Below are 15,612 nucleotides of genomic sequence, written 5' to 3'. Positions count from 1 at the left end.
CGGACCACCCGCTGCGCATTGACGAATCGAGTGGCAGCCGCCAAAGGTGGACCCTCGGCATCCGGCGCCGCAATCCGCCGCCGGCGGCTCCGGGCAGGCCGGCATCGTGAGGGACATGGGGAAGATCATGCGCAACCACGGACGACCGCGGCAACTCATCGGCTCGATCGCGGCGGCTGCCGCTGCCGTCGTCCTCGGCACCGCGCTGCCGGCCCAGGCGGCCGGCGGCACGCTGGTCTTCATCTCGCCCGACCCGCTCGGGGTGAACGACTTTCTGAAGCTCGGCAAGAAGGGGGCGGAGGAAGCGGCGGCCGCGATCGGCGGCGAGGCCAGGGTCTATGAGAGCACCGACCCCGCCACCCGGCGCCAGAATGTTGAGGCGGCGGCGCGCGAGGGCGCGGCGGTGGTGATTGTGATCGGCTTCGAGTTCGGCGACATCGTGCCGGATGCAGCGGCGAAGTTCCCGGACATCAAGTTCCTGATCGTCGATCAGTGCATCCAGAAGCCGATGCCCAACGTCTATTGCGCCGTGTTCCGCGAGCATGAAGGCGCCTATCTGGCCGGGGCCGAGGCGGCACTGACTTCGGAGAGCGGCACGATCGGCGCGGTCGGCGCGCTCGACATCCCGTTCCTGCACCGCTTCACCGACGGCTTCGCCGCCGGCGCCAAGGCGGTGAATGACGAGATCGTGGTCAGCCCGACTGTCTGGGTCGGCGGCGACAATCCGTTCTCCGACCCGGTGCGGGCGCAACAGCAGGCGGTGTCGCTGATCAGCGAGGGCGCCGACCGGGTGCTGGCCGCCACCTCCGGCGGCAATGGCGGCATCTTCAAGGCGGCCGAGGCGACGCCGGGCACCCTGACCTTTGGTGTCGACGTCAACCAGTGCCCGCTGGCGCCGGGCGTGGTGCTGGACAACATCGAGAAGAAGGTCGACGTCGCCCTCGTCGAGGCGGTGAAGGGCATCCTGGCCGGCACCCAGGCGCCGCTGACCTCCTATGGGGTGAAGGAAGGCGGCATCACCCTGACCGGCCTCGGCGACGACGTCGCCAGTTCCAAATGCCTGATCGCCGAACATCCCGACGTGATCACCAAGGTGCGGGAGCTGCGCGACGCCATCGCCGCCGGCACGGTGACGGTGGCCGATCCGCTGACGGCCGGCCAGTAAGTTCCGGGAGACGGTGCCGTGGCGTTCCTGGAGATGCGCGGCATCGTCAAGCGTTACCCCGGCGTGCTGGCCAATGACCGGGTCGACCTGGCGGTCGAGGCCGGCGAGATCCATGCGGTGATGGGCGAGAACGGGGCCGGCAAGTCGACCCTGATGGGCATCCTCTACGGGCTGGTCCAGCCCGACGAGGGCGAGATCGTGATCGACGGCCGGCCCCGGCCGTTCCGCTCGCCGATCGACGCCATCGCCGCCGGCCTCGGCATGGTGCACCAGGCCTTCAAGCTGTTCGACAGCCTGACGGTCTGGGAGAACGTGGTGTACCGGGCCGAGCCGCGGCGCGGCGCGTTCATTGACCGCGCCGCCGCCCGCCGCAAGGTCGCCGAGCTGGCGCGGCGCCACGGCCTGCCGATCGACCCCGACGCCCGGGTCGGCGCCCTGCCGGTCGGGGTCAAGCAGCGGATCGAGATCCTGAAGGCGCTGTACCGCGACGCCCGCATCCTGATCCTGGACGAGCCGACGGCTGTGCTGACCCCCGGCGAGCGCGATGGGCTGTTCCAGGTGATGCGCGGCCTGGCGGCAGATGGGCGCACCATCCTGTTCGTCACCCACAAGATCCATGAGGTGATGGCGGTGACCGACCGCATCACCGTGCTGCGCGACGGCGGCGTGGCCGACCGCATGGTCACGGCCCAGACCGACCCGCAGGCGATCATCCGGGCGATGACCGGCCGCAACGTCACGCTCAAGGTCGACAAGGCCCCGGCCCGGCCGGGGAGGCTGCTACTCGAGATCGAGGGGCTGACCCTGGCGGCGCCCGGGAAGCCGGCGGTCGACGGCGTGTCCTTCGCTGTGCGGGCGGGCGAGATCGTCGGCATCGCCGGGGTCGCCGGCAACGGCCAGACCGAGCTGATCGAGATCGTGGCCGGGCTCCGGGTCGCCGATGCCGGCACGATCCGGGTCGACGGCCGCGACGTCACCGCCGCCGGAGTCGCCGGTCGCCGCGCCGCCGGCATCGCCTATGTGCCGGAGGACCGGGCGCACACCGGCACGGCGCTGCGCGCCAGCGCCACCGACACCCTGTCGATGGGCTTCCACCGCCGGCCGCCGCTGTCGCGCCGCGGCGTGCTCGACCGCGCGGCGATGCGGGACCGGGCGCGCGGCCTGATCGCCCGCTTCGGCATCAAGATCCCGGGCGAGGGAACGGCCGTCGGCACCCTGTCCGGCGGCAACCTGCAGAAGGTGGTGGTGGCGCGCGAGCTGGACCATCAGGCGCCGGTGCTGATCGCCGAACAGCCGACCCGCGGCGTCGATGTCGGCGCCATCGAGTTCATCCATGCGCAGCTGGTGGCCGAGCGCGACAAGGGCCGCGCCGTGCTGCTGGTCTCGGCCGAGCTCGGCGAGATCCTAGCCCTCTCCGACCGGGTGCTGGTGATGTATGAGGGCCGGGTGATCGCCGAGGTGCCGGGCGCCGACGCCAGCGAGACCGGCCTCGGCCTGCTGATGGCCGGCGTCACCGGGGCCGCGGCGTGAGGGGCGGCTTCGTCGTATTGCCTCTCCCGCTTGCGGGAGAGGTCGGAGACGCGAAGCGGCTCCGGGTGAGGGGATTTTGTCGAGGCCGGGACCAGCCCTCACCCGGTCTCGCTGACGCGAGCCCGGCCTCTCCCGCCAGGCGGGAGAGGCAACGCGAGAGACGCTCGGCGTCGGCTTCCTTGCTTCGAGGCACCCCATGACCGCAGCCGCCACCGTCCTGCGCGGCGCCGCGACCTCCTCCGTGCTGTGGGCGATCCTCGGCGGGCTTGTCATCGGGGCGCTGATCACCCTGGCCGCCGGGCACGACCCGGTCGCGGTCTATGGCGAGATCCTAGCCGGCGCCCTGGTCGGGCCGAACCTGGCGGAGACGATCGCCCGGGCGGTGCCGCTGGTCGGGATGACTCTGGTCGCCGCCATCCCGCTGCGCGGCGGCATGGTCAATCTCGGCGGCGACGGCCAGCTGGTGCTGGGCGGGCTGGTGGCGGCGGTGGTGGCGCTGTACCTGCCGGCGCCCGGCGAGGTCCGGCTGGCGGCCGCGATCCTGGCGGCGATGGCCGTCTCCGGCGCCTATGCCGCCCTGGCCGCCTGGGGCGAGGTGCGGTTCGGCGTGCCGCTGCTGATCTCGACCCTGCTGCTCAGCTACCCGGCCCAGGGCGTCTCCTCCTACCTGGCGCGGTTCCCGCTGCGCGACCCGGCAACCGGCATGCCCGAAACCTACCGGGTCGAGGAAGCGGCGCGGCTGCCGGTGCTGGTGCCGGACACGCCGATCACCTGGGGTCTCGTGCTGCTGCTGCTGGTGATCGCCGCCGTGGTCTTCGTCGACCGGCGCGGCACCGCCGGCTACGAGCTGCGGCTGCGCGGCCTGAACCCGCGCTTCGTCGCCTATGGCGGGGTCGATCTCGGCCGCCAGACCGTGCGGACGCTGTTCGCCAGCGGCGCCGTGGCCGGGCTCGTCGGCGCCATGCTGGTGCTGGGCGATCAGTTCCGCTTCACCGACAACGCGCTGCTGTCGCCGGCCTACACCTGGTCCGGGCTGATGGCGGCGCTGCTGGCGATGGGCGAGCCGGTCGGCGCCGTCTGCGCCGGGCTGTTCTTCGCCGCGCTGCAGACCGGCGGCTTCGGCATGGAGCGGGCGACCGAGGTGCCGCGGGTGCTGACCCTGGTGCTGCAGGCGGTGATCATCCTGCTGCTGGCCATGCGCCACGGCCTGGGCCGCCCCGGCCTGCGGAGGCGGTGACCGGCATGGACTGGCTGTCGCTGTTCAACGCCGTGCTGTTCGCCCAGACCATCCAGGCGGTGACGCCGATCCTGCTGGCCGCCCTGGCCGGGGTGCTGTGCGACCGCGCCGGCGTGTTCAACATCGCGCTGGAAGGCCAGATGCTGATCGGCGCCTTCGCCGCGATCGCCGGCACCTGGGTCACCGGCAGCGTCGCCGGCGGCGTGGCCGTCGCCCTGGTCGGCACCATGGCGTTCTCGGCCATCCTGGCCTTCGGCTCGACCTGGTTCCGCGGCGACCCGATCGTCATCGGCATCGGCCTCAACCTGCTGGCCTCCGGCCTGACCGCCTTCCTGCTGCGCATCCTGTTCGGCGTCTCCGGCACCTTCACCGACCCGACCATGCAGGACCTGCCGCGCGTGGTGCTGCCGCGGATCGCCGCGGTGCCGTGGTTCAACCGCGTCTTCGGCAGCCACAGCGTGCTGACCTGGGCGGCCTGGATCCTGGTGGCGGTGATCGCCGTGTTCCTGTTCCGCACCATCTGGGGCCTGCGGCTGCGCGGCGTCGGCGAGCGGCCGGATGCGGCGGAGACGCTGGGCGCCAATGTCGCCCGCACCCGCATCGCCGCGGCGCTGGCCGGCGGCGCCCTGTGCGGCCTGGCGGGGGCGCAGCTGTCGCTCGGCAGCGTCACCCTGTTCGCGGAGGATATGAGCGCCGGGCGCGGCTGGATCGCGGTGGTGGCGGTGATGCTGGGCCGCGGCCATCCGGTCGGCGTGGCACTCGCCTGCCTGCTGTTCGGCTTCGCCGACGCCGCCGGCCTGCGGCTGCAGGGCCGGGGGCTGCCGAACCAGCTCACCGATATGGCACCCTATGTCATCACCCTGGTCGCGCTGGTCATCGCCCGCGGGCGGCGCCGGCGCGGGGCCATGGCCTGAACGCCCGAAGAGGAGACGCCGCGATGGAAGACCCCTATGCCCTGGCGGAAGCCGCCGCCGCGGTCCTGAAGCAGAAGCTCGGCGCCGACCATCACGCCGCGATCGTGCTCGGCTCGGGCTGGGGGCCGGCGGTGGACAGAATCGGCGAGACCGTCGCCGAGGTGCCCTTCGCCGAGATCCCGGGCTTCCCGCCGACCACCGTGCTCGGCCACAAGGGCGTGTTCCGCAGCGTCAAGGCCGGCGACCGGCGGATCCTGGTGATGGCCGGGCGGGTGCATCTCTATGAGGGCCACCCGCCGGCCAAGGTGGTGCATGGCATCCGCAGCGCGGTGCTGGCGGGCACCAGGATCGTGGTCCTGACCAATGCCTGCGGCGGCCTCAGGCCGGGCATGAAGCCGGGCGAGCCGGTGCTGATCCGCGACCACATCAACTTCACCGGCGTGTCGCCGCTGTTCGGCCCGAACCCGGACCGGCTGGGGCCGCGCTTCGTCGACCTCACCGGCTGCTACTCGCCCCGGCTGCGGCAGGCGGCGCAGGCGCTGGACCCGGCACTGACCGAAGGCGTCTATGTCGGCTTCCCCGGCCCGATGTTCGAGACGCCGGCGGAGATCCAGATGGTCGGCCGCTGGGGCGGCGACATGGTCGGCATGTCGACGGTGCTGGAGGCGATCGCCGCCCGCCATCTCGGCGCCGAGGTGCTGGGCCTGTCGCTGGTCACCAACCTCGCCGCCGGCCTGCCGGGCGCCGATCTCGACCACGAGCACATCCTCGAGGTCGCGCGCGGCACGGCGGAGCGGATGGGCGGGCTGTTCCACGACCTGGTGCGGACCATTTAGACCCGCGGGCGGGACACGCTCACCCGTCATGGCGAGCCCCGGAGGGGCGTGGCCATCCAGGGGCTGGGGCCGCTGGATGGCCACGTCGGCTTCGCCTCCTCGCCATGACGGCGATGGAGGCCCGGTCCGCGGTCAGTGGTTGTTGCGCGGCACGCCCTTGGTCTGGGCGACGCGCTGGTACTTCAGCGCCGGCTTGAGCGCCATGCCCCCGGCCAGCTGGTCGGTCATGCCGCGCTGGATCTCCTGCCACGGGGTCTGGCTGGCCGGGTACTTGTAGCCGCCCTGGGCCTCCAGTGCGGTCCGCCGGCGCGCCAGCTCCTCATCGGAGACCAGCACGTTCACGGTACGCTGGCGCAGGTCGACCCGGACCTTGTCCCCGGTCTGCAGCAGAGCGAGGCCGCCGCCGGCCGCCGCCTCGGGCGAGGCGTTCAGGATCGAGGGCGAGCCCGAGGTGCCGGACTGCCGGCCGTCGCCGATGCAGGGCAGGGCATGGACGCCCCGCTGGATCAGCCGCGCCGGCGGCTGCATGTTGACCACCTCGGCGGCGCCGGGATAGCCGATCGGGCCGGTGCCGCGGATCACCAGGATCGAGAACTCGTCGATCTCGAGCGCCGGATCCTCGATCCGGTGGTGGTAGTCCTCCGGCCCGTCGAAGACCACGGCCTTGCCGACGAAGGCCTCCGGGTCCTGCGGGTTCGACAGATAGCGGTCCCGGAATTCCGGCGAGACCACGCTGGTCTTCATGATCGCGCTGTCGAACAGGTTGCCCTTGAGGTTGAGGAAGCCCGACTTCGCCTTCAGCGGCCGGTCGGCCGGGCGGATCACCTCGGGGTTCAGGTTCTCGACATCCCGGCAGTTGTCGCCGATGGCGCGGCCGTTGACCGTGAGCGCCTCGGGATGCGGCAGCAGTCCGGCCTTCAGCAGCTCCGCCACCACGGCCGGCACGCCGCCCGCCTGATGGTAGTCCTCGCCGAGATACTCGCCGGCCGGCTGCAGGTTGACCAGCAGCGGGATGTCGTGGCCGACCTTTTCCCAATCGTCATTGTCCAGCTTCACGCCGAGATGGCCGGCGATGGCGTTCAGATGGATCGGCGCGTTGGTCGACCCGCCGATGGCGGAGTTGATCACGATCGCGTTCTCGAACGCTTCGCGGGTCATGATGTCGGACGGCTTGATGTCCTGCTCCACCATCTCGACGATGCGCTTGCCGGTCTCGTAGGAGATCTGGCCGCGCTCGCGATAGGGGGCCGGGATGGCGGCCGAACCCGGCAGCTGCATGCCCAGCGCCTCGGCCAGCGAGTTCATGGTCGAGGCCGTGCCCATGGTGTTGCAGTAGCCGACCGACGGGGCCGAGGCCGCGACGATGTCCATGAACTCGTCATAGTTGATCTCGCCGGTGGCCAGGCGCTCGCGCGACCGCCAGACGATGGTGCCGGACCCGACCCGTTCGCCCTTGTGCCAGCCGTTCAGCATCGGCCCGACCGACAGGGCGATGGCCGGGATGTTGACGGTCGCGGCGGCCATCAGCAGCGCGGGGGTGGTCTTGTCGCAGCCGACGGTCAGCACGACGCCGTCCAGCGGATAGCCGTACAGCACCTCGACCAGCGAGAGATAGGTCAGGTTGCGGTCCAGCGTGGCCGAGGGGCGCTTGCCGGTTTCCTGGATCGGGTGGCAGGGGAACTCGAACGGCACGCCGCCGGCGGCGCGGATGCCGGCGCTGACCCGCTTCGCCAGCTCGATATGATGCCGGTTGCAGGGCGACAGGTCCGACCCGGTCTGGGCGATGCCGATCATCGGCTTGCCGGACTGGAGCTCCTCCCGCGTGATCCCGAAGTTCAGGTAACGCTCGATATACAGGGCAGTCATCCCCGGATCGTCGGGGTTGTCGAACCATTGCTGGGACCGCAGTGGTCTCGAACGGTCTTGGCCGGCCATCGTCTTCTTTCCTCCAAACGCCGCGCTTTGCGTCGGCGCCCCACACCAAAGGCGAATTGTACGACGATATTAGGACAGCAGGAGGCCGCCGGGATAGAGGCGGATTTGCAGGCCGGAACGCGGCAGTGCATTCAGCCATTCGGAAAGCGAGGAGGCTGTCCCATGCCGCGCATCCCGATCGAGTCCAACGCCGTGTCGTCCGTCGGCTACGATCCGCGGGCCAAGGCGTTGGACATCGAATATGCCGGCGGCGCCATCTATCGCTACGCCCCGGTTCCGGACCGTGTCGTCTGGCAACTGCTGCGGGCGCCGTCCAAGGACCGGTTCGTCAACGCCCGCATCCGCGACGCCTATCCGTTCCGCCGCATCGCCTGAACCGGCCGCCGCAATCCGGCCACCGGATCCTGGTTCGATGGCCGGCCTGACACTGCTCCCGGTACTCCAATGCGGCGCCGCCTTTTTCTCTTCACAGCATTGCTTCTGCCGATCGCCGGCCGCATCGCCCGGGCGGAAGCGCCGGACTGGCCGCGGCAGCTGGTGGCAGCGGCCGAGGCCCAGATCGGCGTCACGGTGACCTATGACCCGGCCTATGCCCGCCTGGCCTATCCCGGCGGCGACGTGCCCCGCGATCGCGGCGTCTGCACCGATGTGGTCATCCGGGCATATCGCGACGCCTTCGGCATCGACCTGCAACGCCTGCTGCATGAGGACATGCGGGCGAATTTCTCGCGCTATCCTCGAAGCTGGGGTCTGTCGCGGCCCGACCCCAACATCGACCACCGCCGGGTGCCGAATCTGCAGGCCTTCTTCCGCCGCCGCGGCCGGGCGCTGCCCGCCGAATCGCCGGCGGCGTTCGCCGAGGGTGACCTTGTCACCCAGATGCTGCCGGGCAATCTGCCGCATATCGCGATCGTGACCGGCCGAATGGGCGCCGGCGGGGCGCCGCTGGTGATTCACAACATCGGCGGTGGGGCGCGGCTGGAGGATCGGCTGCTCGACTTTCCGCTCACGGGCCGCTACCGCTTCATCACCGGCTAGGCCGGCGCGGATCCCACAGCAGGCAGACCCGGTATGAAGGCCGCCATCTTCGATCTCGACGGCACCCTGGTGGACAGCGCGCCGGACATCGCCCATGCGGTCAACCGCATGCTGGCCGACCGCGGCGCGCCGGCGCAGCAGGTCGCGTTCATCGAGACCCTGGTGGGCGAGGGGGCGCGGATGCTGGTGGTCAAGCTGCACCGCTCCCTGGGCCTGCCGGCCGAGGATGTCGACCGCGACACCCGGATCTATCTCGACTACTACGCCGCCCGGCCGGTGGCGGACTCCCGACTCTATGCCGACGCGGCGACGGCGCTGCCGGCGCTGCGGGCGGCCGGGGTCCGGCTCGGCGTCTGCACCAACAAGCCGCAGGCGCTGGCCGAGCAGGTGCTCGACCAGCTCGGGCTGCTGGAGCATCTGTCCGCGGTGGTCGGCGCCGACACCACCCCGCATGTGAAGCCCGACCCGCGGCCGCTGCTGCACACTCTGGACCTGCTGGGCGTGGCGTCGGGCGAGACGGTCTATGTCGGCGACACCGGCATCGACCTGGCCTGCGCCCGGGCGGCCGGGGTGCCTTGCCGGATCGTCGACTGGGGCACTGGCCCGGCCGTGCCGGTCGAGGATTCGGCGCGGCTGGGCCGCTTCGCCGACCTGCTGCCGGTGTAGAGGGTCAGCGCGACAGCGCGAAGCGCCCGCCGGTGCGGCGGGCGAAGGACCGTTCGGCCAAAACACCGAATGTCAGGCCGATGGTGGTCCACAGCACCGCATGCATGCCCAGCGAGGCGATCCGGAACTGCCACAGCAGGTCGGCCGGGAAACCCTCCGGCACCTCGTTCACCGCCGGCAGCGCGACCTGCGTGATGGTGATGATCGCGATGTAGACGGTGCCGGCGATCAGGCCGGCGGTCCAGCCGCCATGGCGCCGGGCCAAGCCGAACGCGAGGTTGACCGCCAGCACCAGGGCCGCGATCGAGATCGCCAGCATGATGAAGAACAGGGTCGTGCGCTCGCCGATCGTGTCCGGGTTGCCGACCGCGGGCGGGTTGGCCGGGTATTTCAGGCCGGGCACCACCACCAGCGCAATGAAGGCGGCCAGCGCCAGCAGCGCCGCGGTGGCGCGGGCGTCGAGCCGGCCGACCCGGCCATAGGTGAAGGCGAAGACGAGAGCGAACAGCCCGCCGATGGCGGCGCCGTAGACGACCGCGCCGGTCAGCAGGCCGAGCCCGGCCTGGGTCTCACGGCTGACCAGCTCCGGCTCCTCGGCCTCGCCGCCGGCCGGGGCCGTGGCGGCCTCGGCATGGTCGCCGTGTTCATGCGAATGGCCCAGCGTCCCTTCGAGGGCGATGGCCCGGTCCACCTGGGGCTCGCCGAAGATCCGGGCGAAGCCGAAGGCAAGCAGGCCCGCCAGCACGCCGACCAGCATGCCGCGCAGCAACAGGCTTCCAACCATGGCGGCTGGCCTCAGTGGCAGGGGAAGCCGAGCAGATGGCGGCCGTCATGCACGAATTCGTGCACCGCGCTGCCGGAGAAGAGGGCGGTTGCGCCCTGCTCGGCGCCGACGAAATAGACCGCCAGCAGCAGGAGCAGCCCGGCGAACACCGCCCAGGGCAGCACCTCGCCGACCGGGATCGGGCCGACGGGAATGGCGATGGGACGGGCCGTGGCGGTGGTGACGGACATGATAGCGCTCCCCTGGGATTCGCGTCCCGCTGATATGCACCCTGGGCCATGACGGGGTCTGACTCCCGGAACCGCGTCGACGACGCCGTCCCGGTCACAGTGGCGCGACCGTGCCGGAGTTCCACCGGCTTCCGCATTCATGGCGAACCGGCTGCAGCATGGGTCGCGGCATGCTTTCTGTCAATCGAAGCCGCTGCCGGCTGGCGGGAATGGCATGTGTCGAGATGATAGGCATATCACAAAATGTCATGCCCTCGAGCTGAAGTCTGCCCTAGACAGGTCTGGCAGCTATCAAGGAAGGGAACGGCATGGCCAAGCTCACAAAGAAATTCTCGACCTGGCTTCGCAACGTGACCGGAGCGGAGGACGTAACCGGAGTGGGGGACGTGACCGAAGCGGGGCTGGATTCCGACGAGATGGAGATGCAGGATCCTGCCGAAAGGATGGAGGTCTATTCTCAGTTTGTCAGCGACAAGATTCAGTCATGGCGCGAGGAGCCGCCATCGAGGGAGCCGTTCGACATATCTGATTTGGACCTGGATAGTCTTTCCAGCGCCGTCATCGTTGAACTGCAGGCCGTCAAGTTGGAGGAATACCAGACGCAACGTGCCTTGCTTGAGGCCGTGACCGGCCGTGGTGACGGCAACGCGGCCTGTTCAGCCCTGTTGGCAGCGAAAAGCGCCCTGTTTGATGCCAACACTCTGTTGCGCAAGCTTTCGGAGGAGGATGTCGGCATCAGCTCTCGATCGGCGTGGCGAGGCCCCCAGCAAGCTTTTGTGACGCAAGAAATAGAGATGCTTAACCTCTTCGAGGGGCTTGTGGAGCCGATTATCAGCGATCTGGAAGAAAGGTCTAAAAAATTGCGAGAAAGATATGCAGTGATATCGGATATGGTGGAAGATATTATTGATGAAATGAAAATGGAGAATAAGAAAATCTTGAATGATGAAAAAATTATTAAATCTATCAGAAGGAATTTTAATACTGCTGAGCAAACATTTACAGAAATGAAGGCAAGAACCGATAATCTTCCGGATCGGGCGAGGCTGCGTCGGGCGTTTCCCGCGCTCGCTGATCGCTATGACGCGATCAACACGATATTTGGCGGATGCAATTTCATGGTTCTTGCGAGGCAGATAAATCAGGAGATCAATCCGAACATCAGTCTTGGAATCTAGGCCGCCAGGATCGACCGTGATGCCGACCCGCCTCACCCTGATCTGCCACGGCGCCACCGCCGCCACCCGGTCCGGGGCGTTTCCCGCCGACGAGCCGCTGGAGGAGCGCGCCCTGGTCCGTGTGGCGGCGTTGCAGCCGATGATCCGGAGGGCCGGCCGGGCCTGGACCAGCCCGGCACTGCGGGCGCGGCAGACGGCGGCGGCACTCAGTATCGACGCCATAGAGGAGCCGGCGCTGCGCGACATCGATTCCGGGCGCTGGGCGGGACGCCGGCTGGAGGAGATCCAGGCCGAGGAGCCGGAAAGCGTCATCGCCTGGCTGGCCGACCTCGACGCGGCCCCGCATGGCGGCGAGTCGCTGTCGGCGCTGCTCGGCCGGGCCGCGGCCTGGCTCGACGCCCGGGCCGGCGATGGCGGTCCCGGCATCGCCGTCACCCATGCTGCGGTGATCCGGGCGGCGATCCTGCATGCCCTGGCGGCGCCGGCCTCGTCCTTCTGGCGCATCGACATCGCGCCGCTGAGCCTCACGGAGCTGAGCCATGACGGCCGGCGCTGGGCCTGGCGGGCCGCAAGCCTGCCCGTCGGCTGAAGGCCCTTGTCCCGCCGGGAACGCGATCTCACTTTGGGGAGCACATCGCGCTCGCGGCCGCGCCCGGCCGCCGGAGAAACCCCATGGCCCTGAAGATCGATCCCTGGACCTTTCCTGCCCCCGACCTGGACGCCGAAGAGCAGGGCCGCCGCTCGATCGTGCTGGGCGGCGGCTGCTTCTGGTGCACCGAGGCGGTGTACAGCCAGCTCGACGGCGTGCTGTCGGTGCGGCCCGGCTATGCCGGCGGCACGAAGGAGACGGCCGACTACCGCACCGTCTGCACCGGCACCACCGACCATGCCGAGGTGATCGAGGTGGCGTATGACGCCGGCAAGATCAGCCTGGGCCAGATCCTGAAGCTGTTCTTCTCGATCGCGCATGACCCGACGCAGAAGGACCGCCAGGGCAACGATGTCGGCCGGCAGTATCGCTCGGCGATCTTTTACGCCGATGACGAGCAGAAGCGGGTGGCCGAGGCCTATATCGCCCAGATCGAGCGTGACCGGCTGTTCGATTCGCCGGTGGTGACCGAGGTGGTGCCGCTCGAGGCCTTCTACGAGGCCGAGGCTTATCACCACGACTACGCCGCCCGGAACCCGAACCAACCCTATATCCGCGCGGTCTCGACGCCCAAGGTCGAGAAGCTGAAGGCGGTGCATGGCGACATGCTGAAGCCGGCGGCCAAGGCGGGCTGACCCGTCACACCCCGCAGCGCGGGCACAGGTCGCGCAGCGGGCAGGCGGTGCAAGCCGGGGCGTGGGCGGTGCAGATGGTCTGGCCCAGCAGCGTCATCAGCCGGTGGAGCTCGCTGAGGTCGTCGGCATCCCACGCGTCCGGCAACTGGCGCATGAGCTGCTCGTAGCCGGTGTCGCACTCGGCATCGGGCGGCAGCAGCCCCAGCCGGCCGCCGAGCCGCAGCAGATGCGTGTCGACCACCAGGGCGCGTTTGCGCAGGGTGCTGAAGTTCAGCACCGCCGCGGCGGTCTTCGACCCGATTCCTGGCAGGCGGCGGAGCCACTGCATCGCCGCCTCCTCGTCCAGATTCGCCAGATGGTCGAGGGCGAGGCGGCCGGTGCAGGCGACGATCATGTGCAGGGCCTGGGGCAACTGCTCGGCCTTCGGCTCGGCCAGGTTCACCGGCCAGATGATGCGCAGGACCGCACGGGGCGATGCTTCGGCCAGCCCATCCCAGGATGGATAGCGCCGCCGCAGCTCCGTGAAGACCCGTCGCGCGACCTCGTCCCGGGTCTTGGAGCCGAGCATGCTGCGCACCAGCTGACTGACCGGGTCGCGGCGCCGGCCGTCGCGCCGCGGCCCGAGCCGGGCCAGCAGCCGGTCTCGCACTCGGGGCAACAGCGGACGGTCGTCGAGGGCGAGGGAAAGCTGCATCGAGGTCACCGGCCCATGGCTCAATTATTATAAGAACAAATATAGAACATTGCAATCGGGAAGCGATGCCTTGGCCGGTTCCGATGAGCGTGGGATAAGCGGATCCCGACCCTTCATCGAGACCGACCATGCTTCGACCTCCCGCGCCCCCGGCTGATATCGCCACCCTGGCGCCGACCGACCGCAGCCGGCGGATGCTGGAGGCGGCTCTGGCTGGGGCCGAGGCGATCCGGGCCGTCCGGGCCCATGCCGGGCGCTGGGAGGGCACGGCGCTGGAGAAGAAGGGCGCGCGCGACTTCGTCACCGCCGCCGACCGCCAGTCCGAGGCGGCGGTGGCCGCTTCGCTGTCCGTGGCCTTTCCCGGCCATGCCATCACGGGAGAGGAAGGGACGGCGATCCGTGGCGAAGGCCCCGGCACCTTCCTGGTCGACCCGATCGATGGCACCACCAACTTCGCCTGGGGCCTGCCCTTCTTCGGCATCGCCATCGCCCTGGTCGAAGGTGGCGAGACGGTGGCGGGCGTGGTGCTGGATCCCAGCCTGGGCGAGGCCTTCGTCGCCGAACGCGGCCATGGTGCTTTCCTCAACGGCCGCCGGTTGCGGATCGACCGCAGCGTGGCGCCGGAGGAGGCGCTGGTCGGGGCCAGCCTGCCGATCCCTGGGCAGCTGCGCAGCATCGATGTCGAGGCCTATCACCGGGCCTTGCGCAAGGTGATCGACCGCGCCGCTGGGGTACGCCGGCTCGGCTCCGCCGCGCTCAGCCTGTGCTATGTCGCCGCCGGCCGGCACGACGCTTTCTTCGAGGACGGCCTGTCGCCGCTCGACTATGCCGCCGCGGTGCTGGTGCTGCGCGAGGCCGGCGGTGTGGCCACCGGCTTCGACGGCAGCCCGATCCCCGCGACCGGCGCGGTGCTCGGCGCCAATGCCGGGCTGCATCCCTGGCTGGTCGGGCTCCTGACCAACAGCTAGCCGCGGCCGCCGACCCGGCGGAGGACGATCTCCTTGGCTTCAGCAGCGGCCTGCACCTCGCCGCGCCAGCGGGGCAGGGCGTGCGGATGCGCCTGCTGCAGCCAGGCGATCATCGTCTCCCGCACCTCGCAGCGCAGATCGAAGGCCCGGCCGGAGTTGCGGGCGCTGACCAGCATCCGGACCTCCATCACCTGCTCGCGGAAATCGGTGACCTGCAGCACCGCGACCTGGCCGTCCCATAGCGGCGAGGCCTTGGCGGTCTCGTCCAGCTTGCGCCGCATCTCCGCCACCGGCGCGGTGTGGTCGAGATAGAGGAAGACGCTGCCGATCAGGGCGGAGCCCTCGCGGGTCCAGTTCTGGAACGGCTGCTCGATGAAGTAGCTCAGCGGCAGCACCAGCCGGCGCCAGTCCCACAGCCGGACCACGACATAGGTCGAGGTGATCTCCTCGATATTGCCCCATTCATTCTCGACCAGGACGGCGTCGTCGATGCGGATCGGCTGGGTCATCGCCAGCTGGATGCCGGCGAAGACATTCTTCAGCACCGGCTGTAGCGCCAGGCCGATGACCAGGCCGGCGGCGCCGGCCGAGGCCAGCAGGCTGATGCCGTATTGCCGCACCGCCTCGAAGGTCATCAGCGCGGCGGACAGGGTGACCATCACGATCAGCGTGGCCGCGACCCGGCGCAGGATCCGGGTCTGGGTGACGTGCTTGCGCGCCAGCAGGTTGTCCTCGGCGTCCAGTGTGAAGCGGCGCAGATAGACGGTCATCCAGATGTGCAGCGCGGTCAGCGCCACCCAGCCGAGCAGGGCGATGAAGGCGAGCAGCAGGATCTGGCGGACGATGGCGATCTGGGCGTCGGTCAGCGGCGCCACGGCGGAGATCGCGACGATCATGGCAGCCAGCCGTGTCGGCCCATGGGTGCGCGACACCAGCGAGCGCCAGAACAGGTCCTTGCCAGCGACGATGCCGGTCGCGGTGCGGAACAGGATCTTGTGCACGGCCCTGGCGACCACCACGGCCAGGGCCAGCAGGCCGGCGCTGATCGCCCAGGGCGGCATCCAGGGCAGCTGGGCCTGGAGCCAGTCCAGCCAGCGTTCGACGGCATCGATCATCGGCAGTCCCATGCTGGTGTCCCCTCTGCATGGCAATG

The 15,612-nt window shown here is 69.8% G+C and carries 17 protein-coding genes and 1 riboswitch; of the genes, 12 read left to right on the top strand and 5 right to left on the bottom strand.

Features of this window, described 5'->3' with window-relative positions:
* Positions 1-115 precede the first annotated feature (115 nt).
* From FFK22_RS08180 to FFK22_RS08160, 5 genes are all read left to right on the top strand, one after another.
* The gene (locus tag FFK22_RS08180; protein WP_221938472.1) at positions 116-1,165 is read left to right on the top strand and encodes a BMP family ABC transporter substrate-binding protein; all 1,050 of its coding nucleotides are present in this window, start codon (positions 116-118) and stop codon (positions 1,163-1,165) included.
* A gap of 18 nt (positions 1,166-1,183) precedes the next feature.
* Entirely contained in the window at positions 1,184-2,695 is a 1,512-nt protein-coding gene (locus FFK22_RS08175; RefSeq protein ID WP_306770083.1) for an ABC transporter ATP-binding protein, read from the top strand.
* A gap of 196 nt (positions 2,696-2,891) precedes the next feature.
* On the top strand, positions 2,892-3,932 hold the full coding sequence (locus FFK22_RS08170; RefSeq protein ID WP_138887288.1) for an ABC transporter permease: 1,041 nt from the start codon (positions 2,892-2,894) through the stop codon (positions 3,930-3,932).
* Between the two features lie 5 nt (positions 3,933-3,937).
* Positions 3,938-4,846 (top strand): ABC transporter permease, encoded by a 909-nt coding sequence (locus FFK22_RS08165; protein ID WP_186002366.1) that lies wholly within the window; start codon positions 3,938-3,940, stop codon positions 4,844-4,846.
* 23 nt (positions 4,847-4,869) lie between these two features.
* Positions 4,870-5,682 (top strand): purine-nucleoside phosphorylase, encoded by an 813-nt coding sequence (locus FFK22_RS08160; RefSeq protein WP_138887289.1) that lies wholly within the window; start codon positions 4,870-4,872, stop codon positions 5,680-5,682.
* Positions 5,683-5,814: 132 nt separating this feature from the next.
* Here the strand turns inward: FFK22_RS08160 and FFK22_RS08155 are convergent, their stop codons facing one another.
* The gene (locus FFK22_RS08155) at positions 5,815-7,617 is read right to left on the bottom strand and encodes an IlvD/Edd family dehydratase (protein WP_138887290.1); all 1,803 of its coding nucleotides are present in this window, start codon (positions 7,615-7,617) and stop codon (positions 5,815-5,817) included.
* A gap of 162 nt (positions 7,618-7,779) precedes the next feature.
* Between FFK22_RS08155 and FFK22_RS08150 the strand changes: the two genes are divergently transcribed.
* From FFK22_RS08150 to gph, 3 genes are all read left to right on the top strand, one after another.
* Positions 7,780-7,992, top strand: coding sequence for a KTSC domain-containing protein (locus FFK22_RS08150; RefSeq protein ID WP_138887291.1), 213 nt, complete (start codon positions 7,780-7,782; stop codon positions 7,990-7,992).
* Positions 7,993-8,061: 69 nt separating this feature from the next.
* Positions 8,062-8,655, top strand: a complete 594-nt coding sequence (locus FFK22_RS08145; protein WP_138887292.1) for a DUF1287 domain-containing protein — start codon at positions 8,062-8,064, stop codon at positions 8,653-8,655.
* A 33-nt stretch (positions 8,656-8,688) separates the two neighbouring features.
* Positions 8,689-9,321 carry a phosphoglycolate phosphatase gene (gene gph, locus FFK22_RS08140; RefSeq protein ID WP_138887293.1) on the top strand — a complete coding sequence of 211 codons (633 nt, stop codon included), beginning with the start codon at positions 8,689-8,691 and terminating at the stop codon, positions 9,319-9,321.
* Positions 9,322-9,325: 4 nt separating this feature from the next.
* Here gph and FFK22_RS08135 read toward each other — a convergent pair whose 3' ends face one another.
* Both FFK22_RS08135 and FFK22_RS08130 read right to left on the bottom strand, forming a co-directional pair.
* A complete protein-coding gene (locus tag FFK22_RS08135; protein WP_138887294.1) occupies positions 9,326-10,105 on the bottom strand; it encodes a CbtA family protein in 780 nt (259 codons plus the stop codon).
* An 11-nt stretch (positions 10,106-10,116) separates the two neighbouring features.
* Positions 10,117-10,335 (bottom strand): CbtB-domain containing protein, encoded by a 219-nt coding sequence (locus FFK22_RS08130; RefSeq protein ID WP_138887295.1) that lies wholly within the window; start codon positions 10,333-10,335, stop codon positions 10,117-10,119.
* Between the two features lie 31 nt (positions 10,336-10,366).
* Positions 10,367-10,512: riboswitch (cobalamin riboswitch) on the bottom strand.
* Positions 10,513-10,643: 131 nt separating this feature from the next.
* On the opposite strand from FFK22_RS08130, the gene FFK22_RS08125 reads away from it, so the two are divergent.
* The 3 genes from FFK22_RS08125 to msrA all read left to right on the top strand — a co-directional run bounded on the left by FFK22_RS08125 (position 10,644) and on the right by msrA (position 12,797).
* Positions 10,644-11,513, top strand: a complete 870-nt coding sequence (locus tag FFK22_RS08125) for a M3 family oligoendopeptidase (RefSeq protein ID WP_138887296.1) — start codon at positions 10,644-10,646, stop codon at positions 11,511-11,513.
* A 19-nt stretch (positions 11,514-11,532) separates the two neighbouring features.
* A complete protein-coding gene (locus tag FFK22_RS08120; RefSeq protein WP_138887297.1) occupies positions 11,533-12,102 on the top strand; it encodes a histidine phosphatase family protein in 570 nt (189 codons plus the stop codon).
* An 83-nt stretch (positions 12,103-12,185) separates the two neighbouring features.
* Positions 12,186-12,797, top strand: a complete 612-nt coding sequence (msrA, locus tag FFK22_RS08115) for a peptide-methionine (S)-S-oxide reductase MsrA (protein WP_138887298.1) — start codon at positions 12,186-12,188, stop codon at positions 12,795-12,797.
* Positions 12,798-12,801: 4 nt separating this feature from the next.
* Here the strand turns inward: msrA and nth are convergent, their stop codons facing one another.
* Positions 12,802-13,491 carry an endonuclease III gene (nth, locus tag FFK22_RS08110; protein WP_138887299.1) on the bottom strand — a complete coding sequence of 230 codons (690 nt, stop codon included), beginning with the start codon at positions 13,489-13,491 and terminating at the stop codon, positions 12,802-12,804.
* A gap of 128 nt (positions 13,492-13,619) precedes the next feature.
* Between nth and FFK22_RS08105 the strand changes: the two genes are divergently transcribed.
* Positions 13,620-14,459 (top strand): inositol monophosphatase family protein, encoded by an 840-nt coding sequence (locus FFK22_RS08105; RefSeq protein WP_138887300.1) that lies wholly within the window; start codon positions 13,620-13,622, stop codon positions 14,457-14,459.
* On the opposite strand, the gene FFK22_RS08100 is transcribed toward FFK22_RS08105, so the two are convergent.
* A complete protein-coding gene (locus tag FFK22_RS08100) occupies positions 14,456-15,586 on the bottom strand; it encodes a mechanosensitive ion channel family protein (RefSeq protein ID WP_221938471.1) in 1,131 nt (376 codons plus the stop codon). The two genes, FFK22_RS08105 and FFK22_RS08100, sit on opposite strands and share 4 nt — an antisense overlap.
* Between the last annotated feature and the right edge of the window lie 26 nt (positions 15,587-15,612).

Source organism: Mycobacterium sp. KBS0706 (genome assembly GCF_005938675.2).
Classification (GTDB): Bacteria; Pseudomonadota; Alphaproteobacteria; order DSM-16000; family Inquilinaceae; genus Inquilinus.
The sequence above is the reverse complement of the archived record's forward strand: the minus strand, read 5'-3'. Positions and strand labels throughout refer to the sequence as shown.

Bases quoted from the DNA above. Each gene is read 5' to 3' on its own strand.
- FFK22_RS08100 (WP_221938471.1), bottom strand. From the start codon at position 15,586: ATGGGACTGCCGATGATCGATGCCGTCGAACGCTGGCTGGACTGGCTC.
- FFK22_RS08180 (WP_221938472.1), top strand. From the start codon at position 116: ATGGGGAAGATCATGCGCAACCACGGACGACCGCGGCAACTCATCGGC.
- FFK22_RS08165 (WP_186002366.1), top strand. From the start codon at position 3,938: ATGGACTGGCTGTCGCTGTTCAACGCCGTGCTGTTCGCCCAGACCATC.
- FFK22_RS08170 (WP_138887288.1), top strand. From the start codon at position 2,892: ATGACCGCAGCCGCCACCGTCCTGCGCGGCGCCGCGACCTCCTCCGTG.
- FFK22_RS08145 (WP_138887292.1), top strand. From the start codon at position 8,062: ATGCGGCGCCGCCTTTTTCTCTTCACAGCATTGCTTCTGCCGATCGCC.
- FFK22_RS08150 (WP_138887291.1), top strand. From the start codon at position 7,780: ATGCCGCGCATCCCGATCGAGTCCAACGCCGTGTCGTCCGTCGGCTAC.
- msrA (WP_138887298.1), top strand. From the start codon at position 12,186: ATGGCCCTGAAGATCGATCCCTGGACCTTTCCTGCCCCCGACCTGGAC.
- FFK22_RS08105 (WP_138887300.1), top strand. From the start codon at position 13,620: ATGCTTCGACCTCCCGCGCCCCCGGCTGATATCGCCACCCTGGCGCCG.
- gph (WP_138887293.1), top strand. From the start codon at position 8,689: ATGAAGGCCGCCATCTTCGATCTCGACGGCACCCTGGTGGACAGCGCG.
- FFK22_RS08155 (WP_138887290.1), bottom strand. From the start codon at position 7,617: ATGGCCGGCCAAGACCGTTCGAGACCACTGCGGTCCCAGCAATGGTTC.
- FFK22_RS08135 (WP_138887294.1), bottom strand. From the start codon at position 10,105: ATGGTTGGAAGCCTGTTGCTGCGCGGCATGCTGGTCGGCGTGCTGGCG.
- FFK22_RS08160 (WP_138887289.1), top strand. From the start codon at position 4,870: ATGGAAGACCCCTATGCCCTGGCGGAAGCCGCCGCCGCGGTCCTGAAG.
- FFK22_RS08130 (WP_138887295.1), bottom strand. From the start codon at position 10,335: ATGTCCGTCACCACCGCCACGGCCCGTCCCATCGCCATTCCCGTCGGC.
- FFK22_RS08125 (WP_138887296.1), top strand. From the start codon at position 10,644: ATGGCCAAGCTCACAAAGAAATTCTCGACCTGGCTTCGCAACGTGACC.
- FFK22_RS08120 (WP_138887297.1), top strand. From the start codon at position 11,533: ATGCCGACCCGCCTCACCCTGATCTGCCACGGCGCCACCGCCGCCACC.
- nth (WP_138887299.1), bottom strand. From the start codon at position 13,491: ATGCAGCTTTCCCTCGCCCTCGACGACCGTCCGCTGTTGCCCCGAGTG.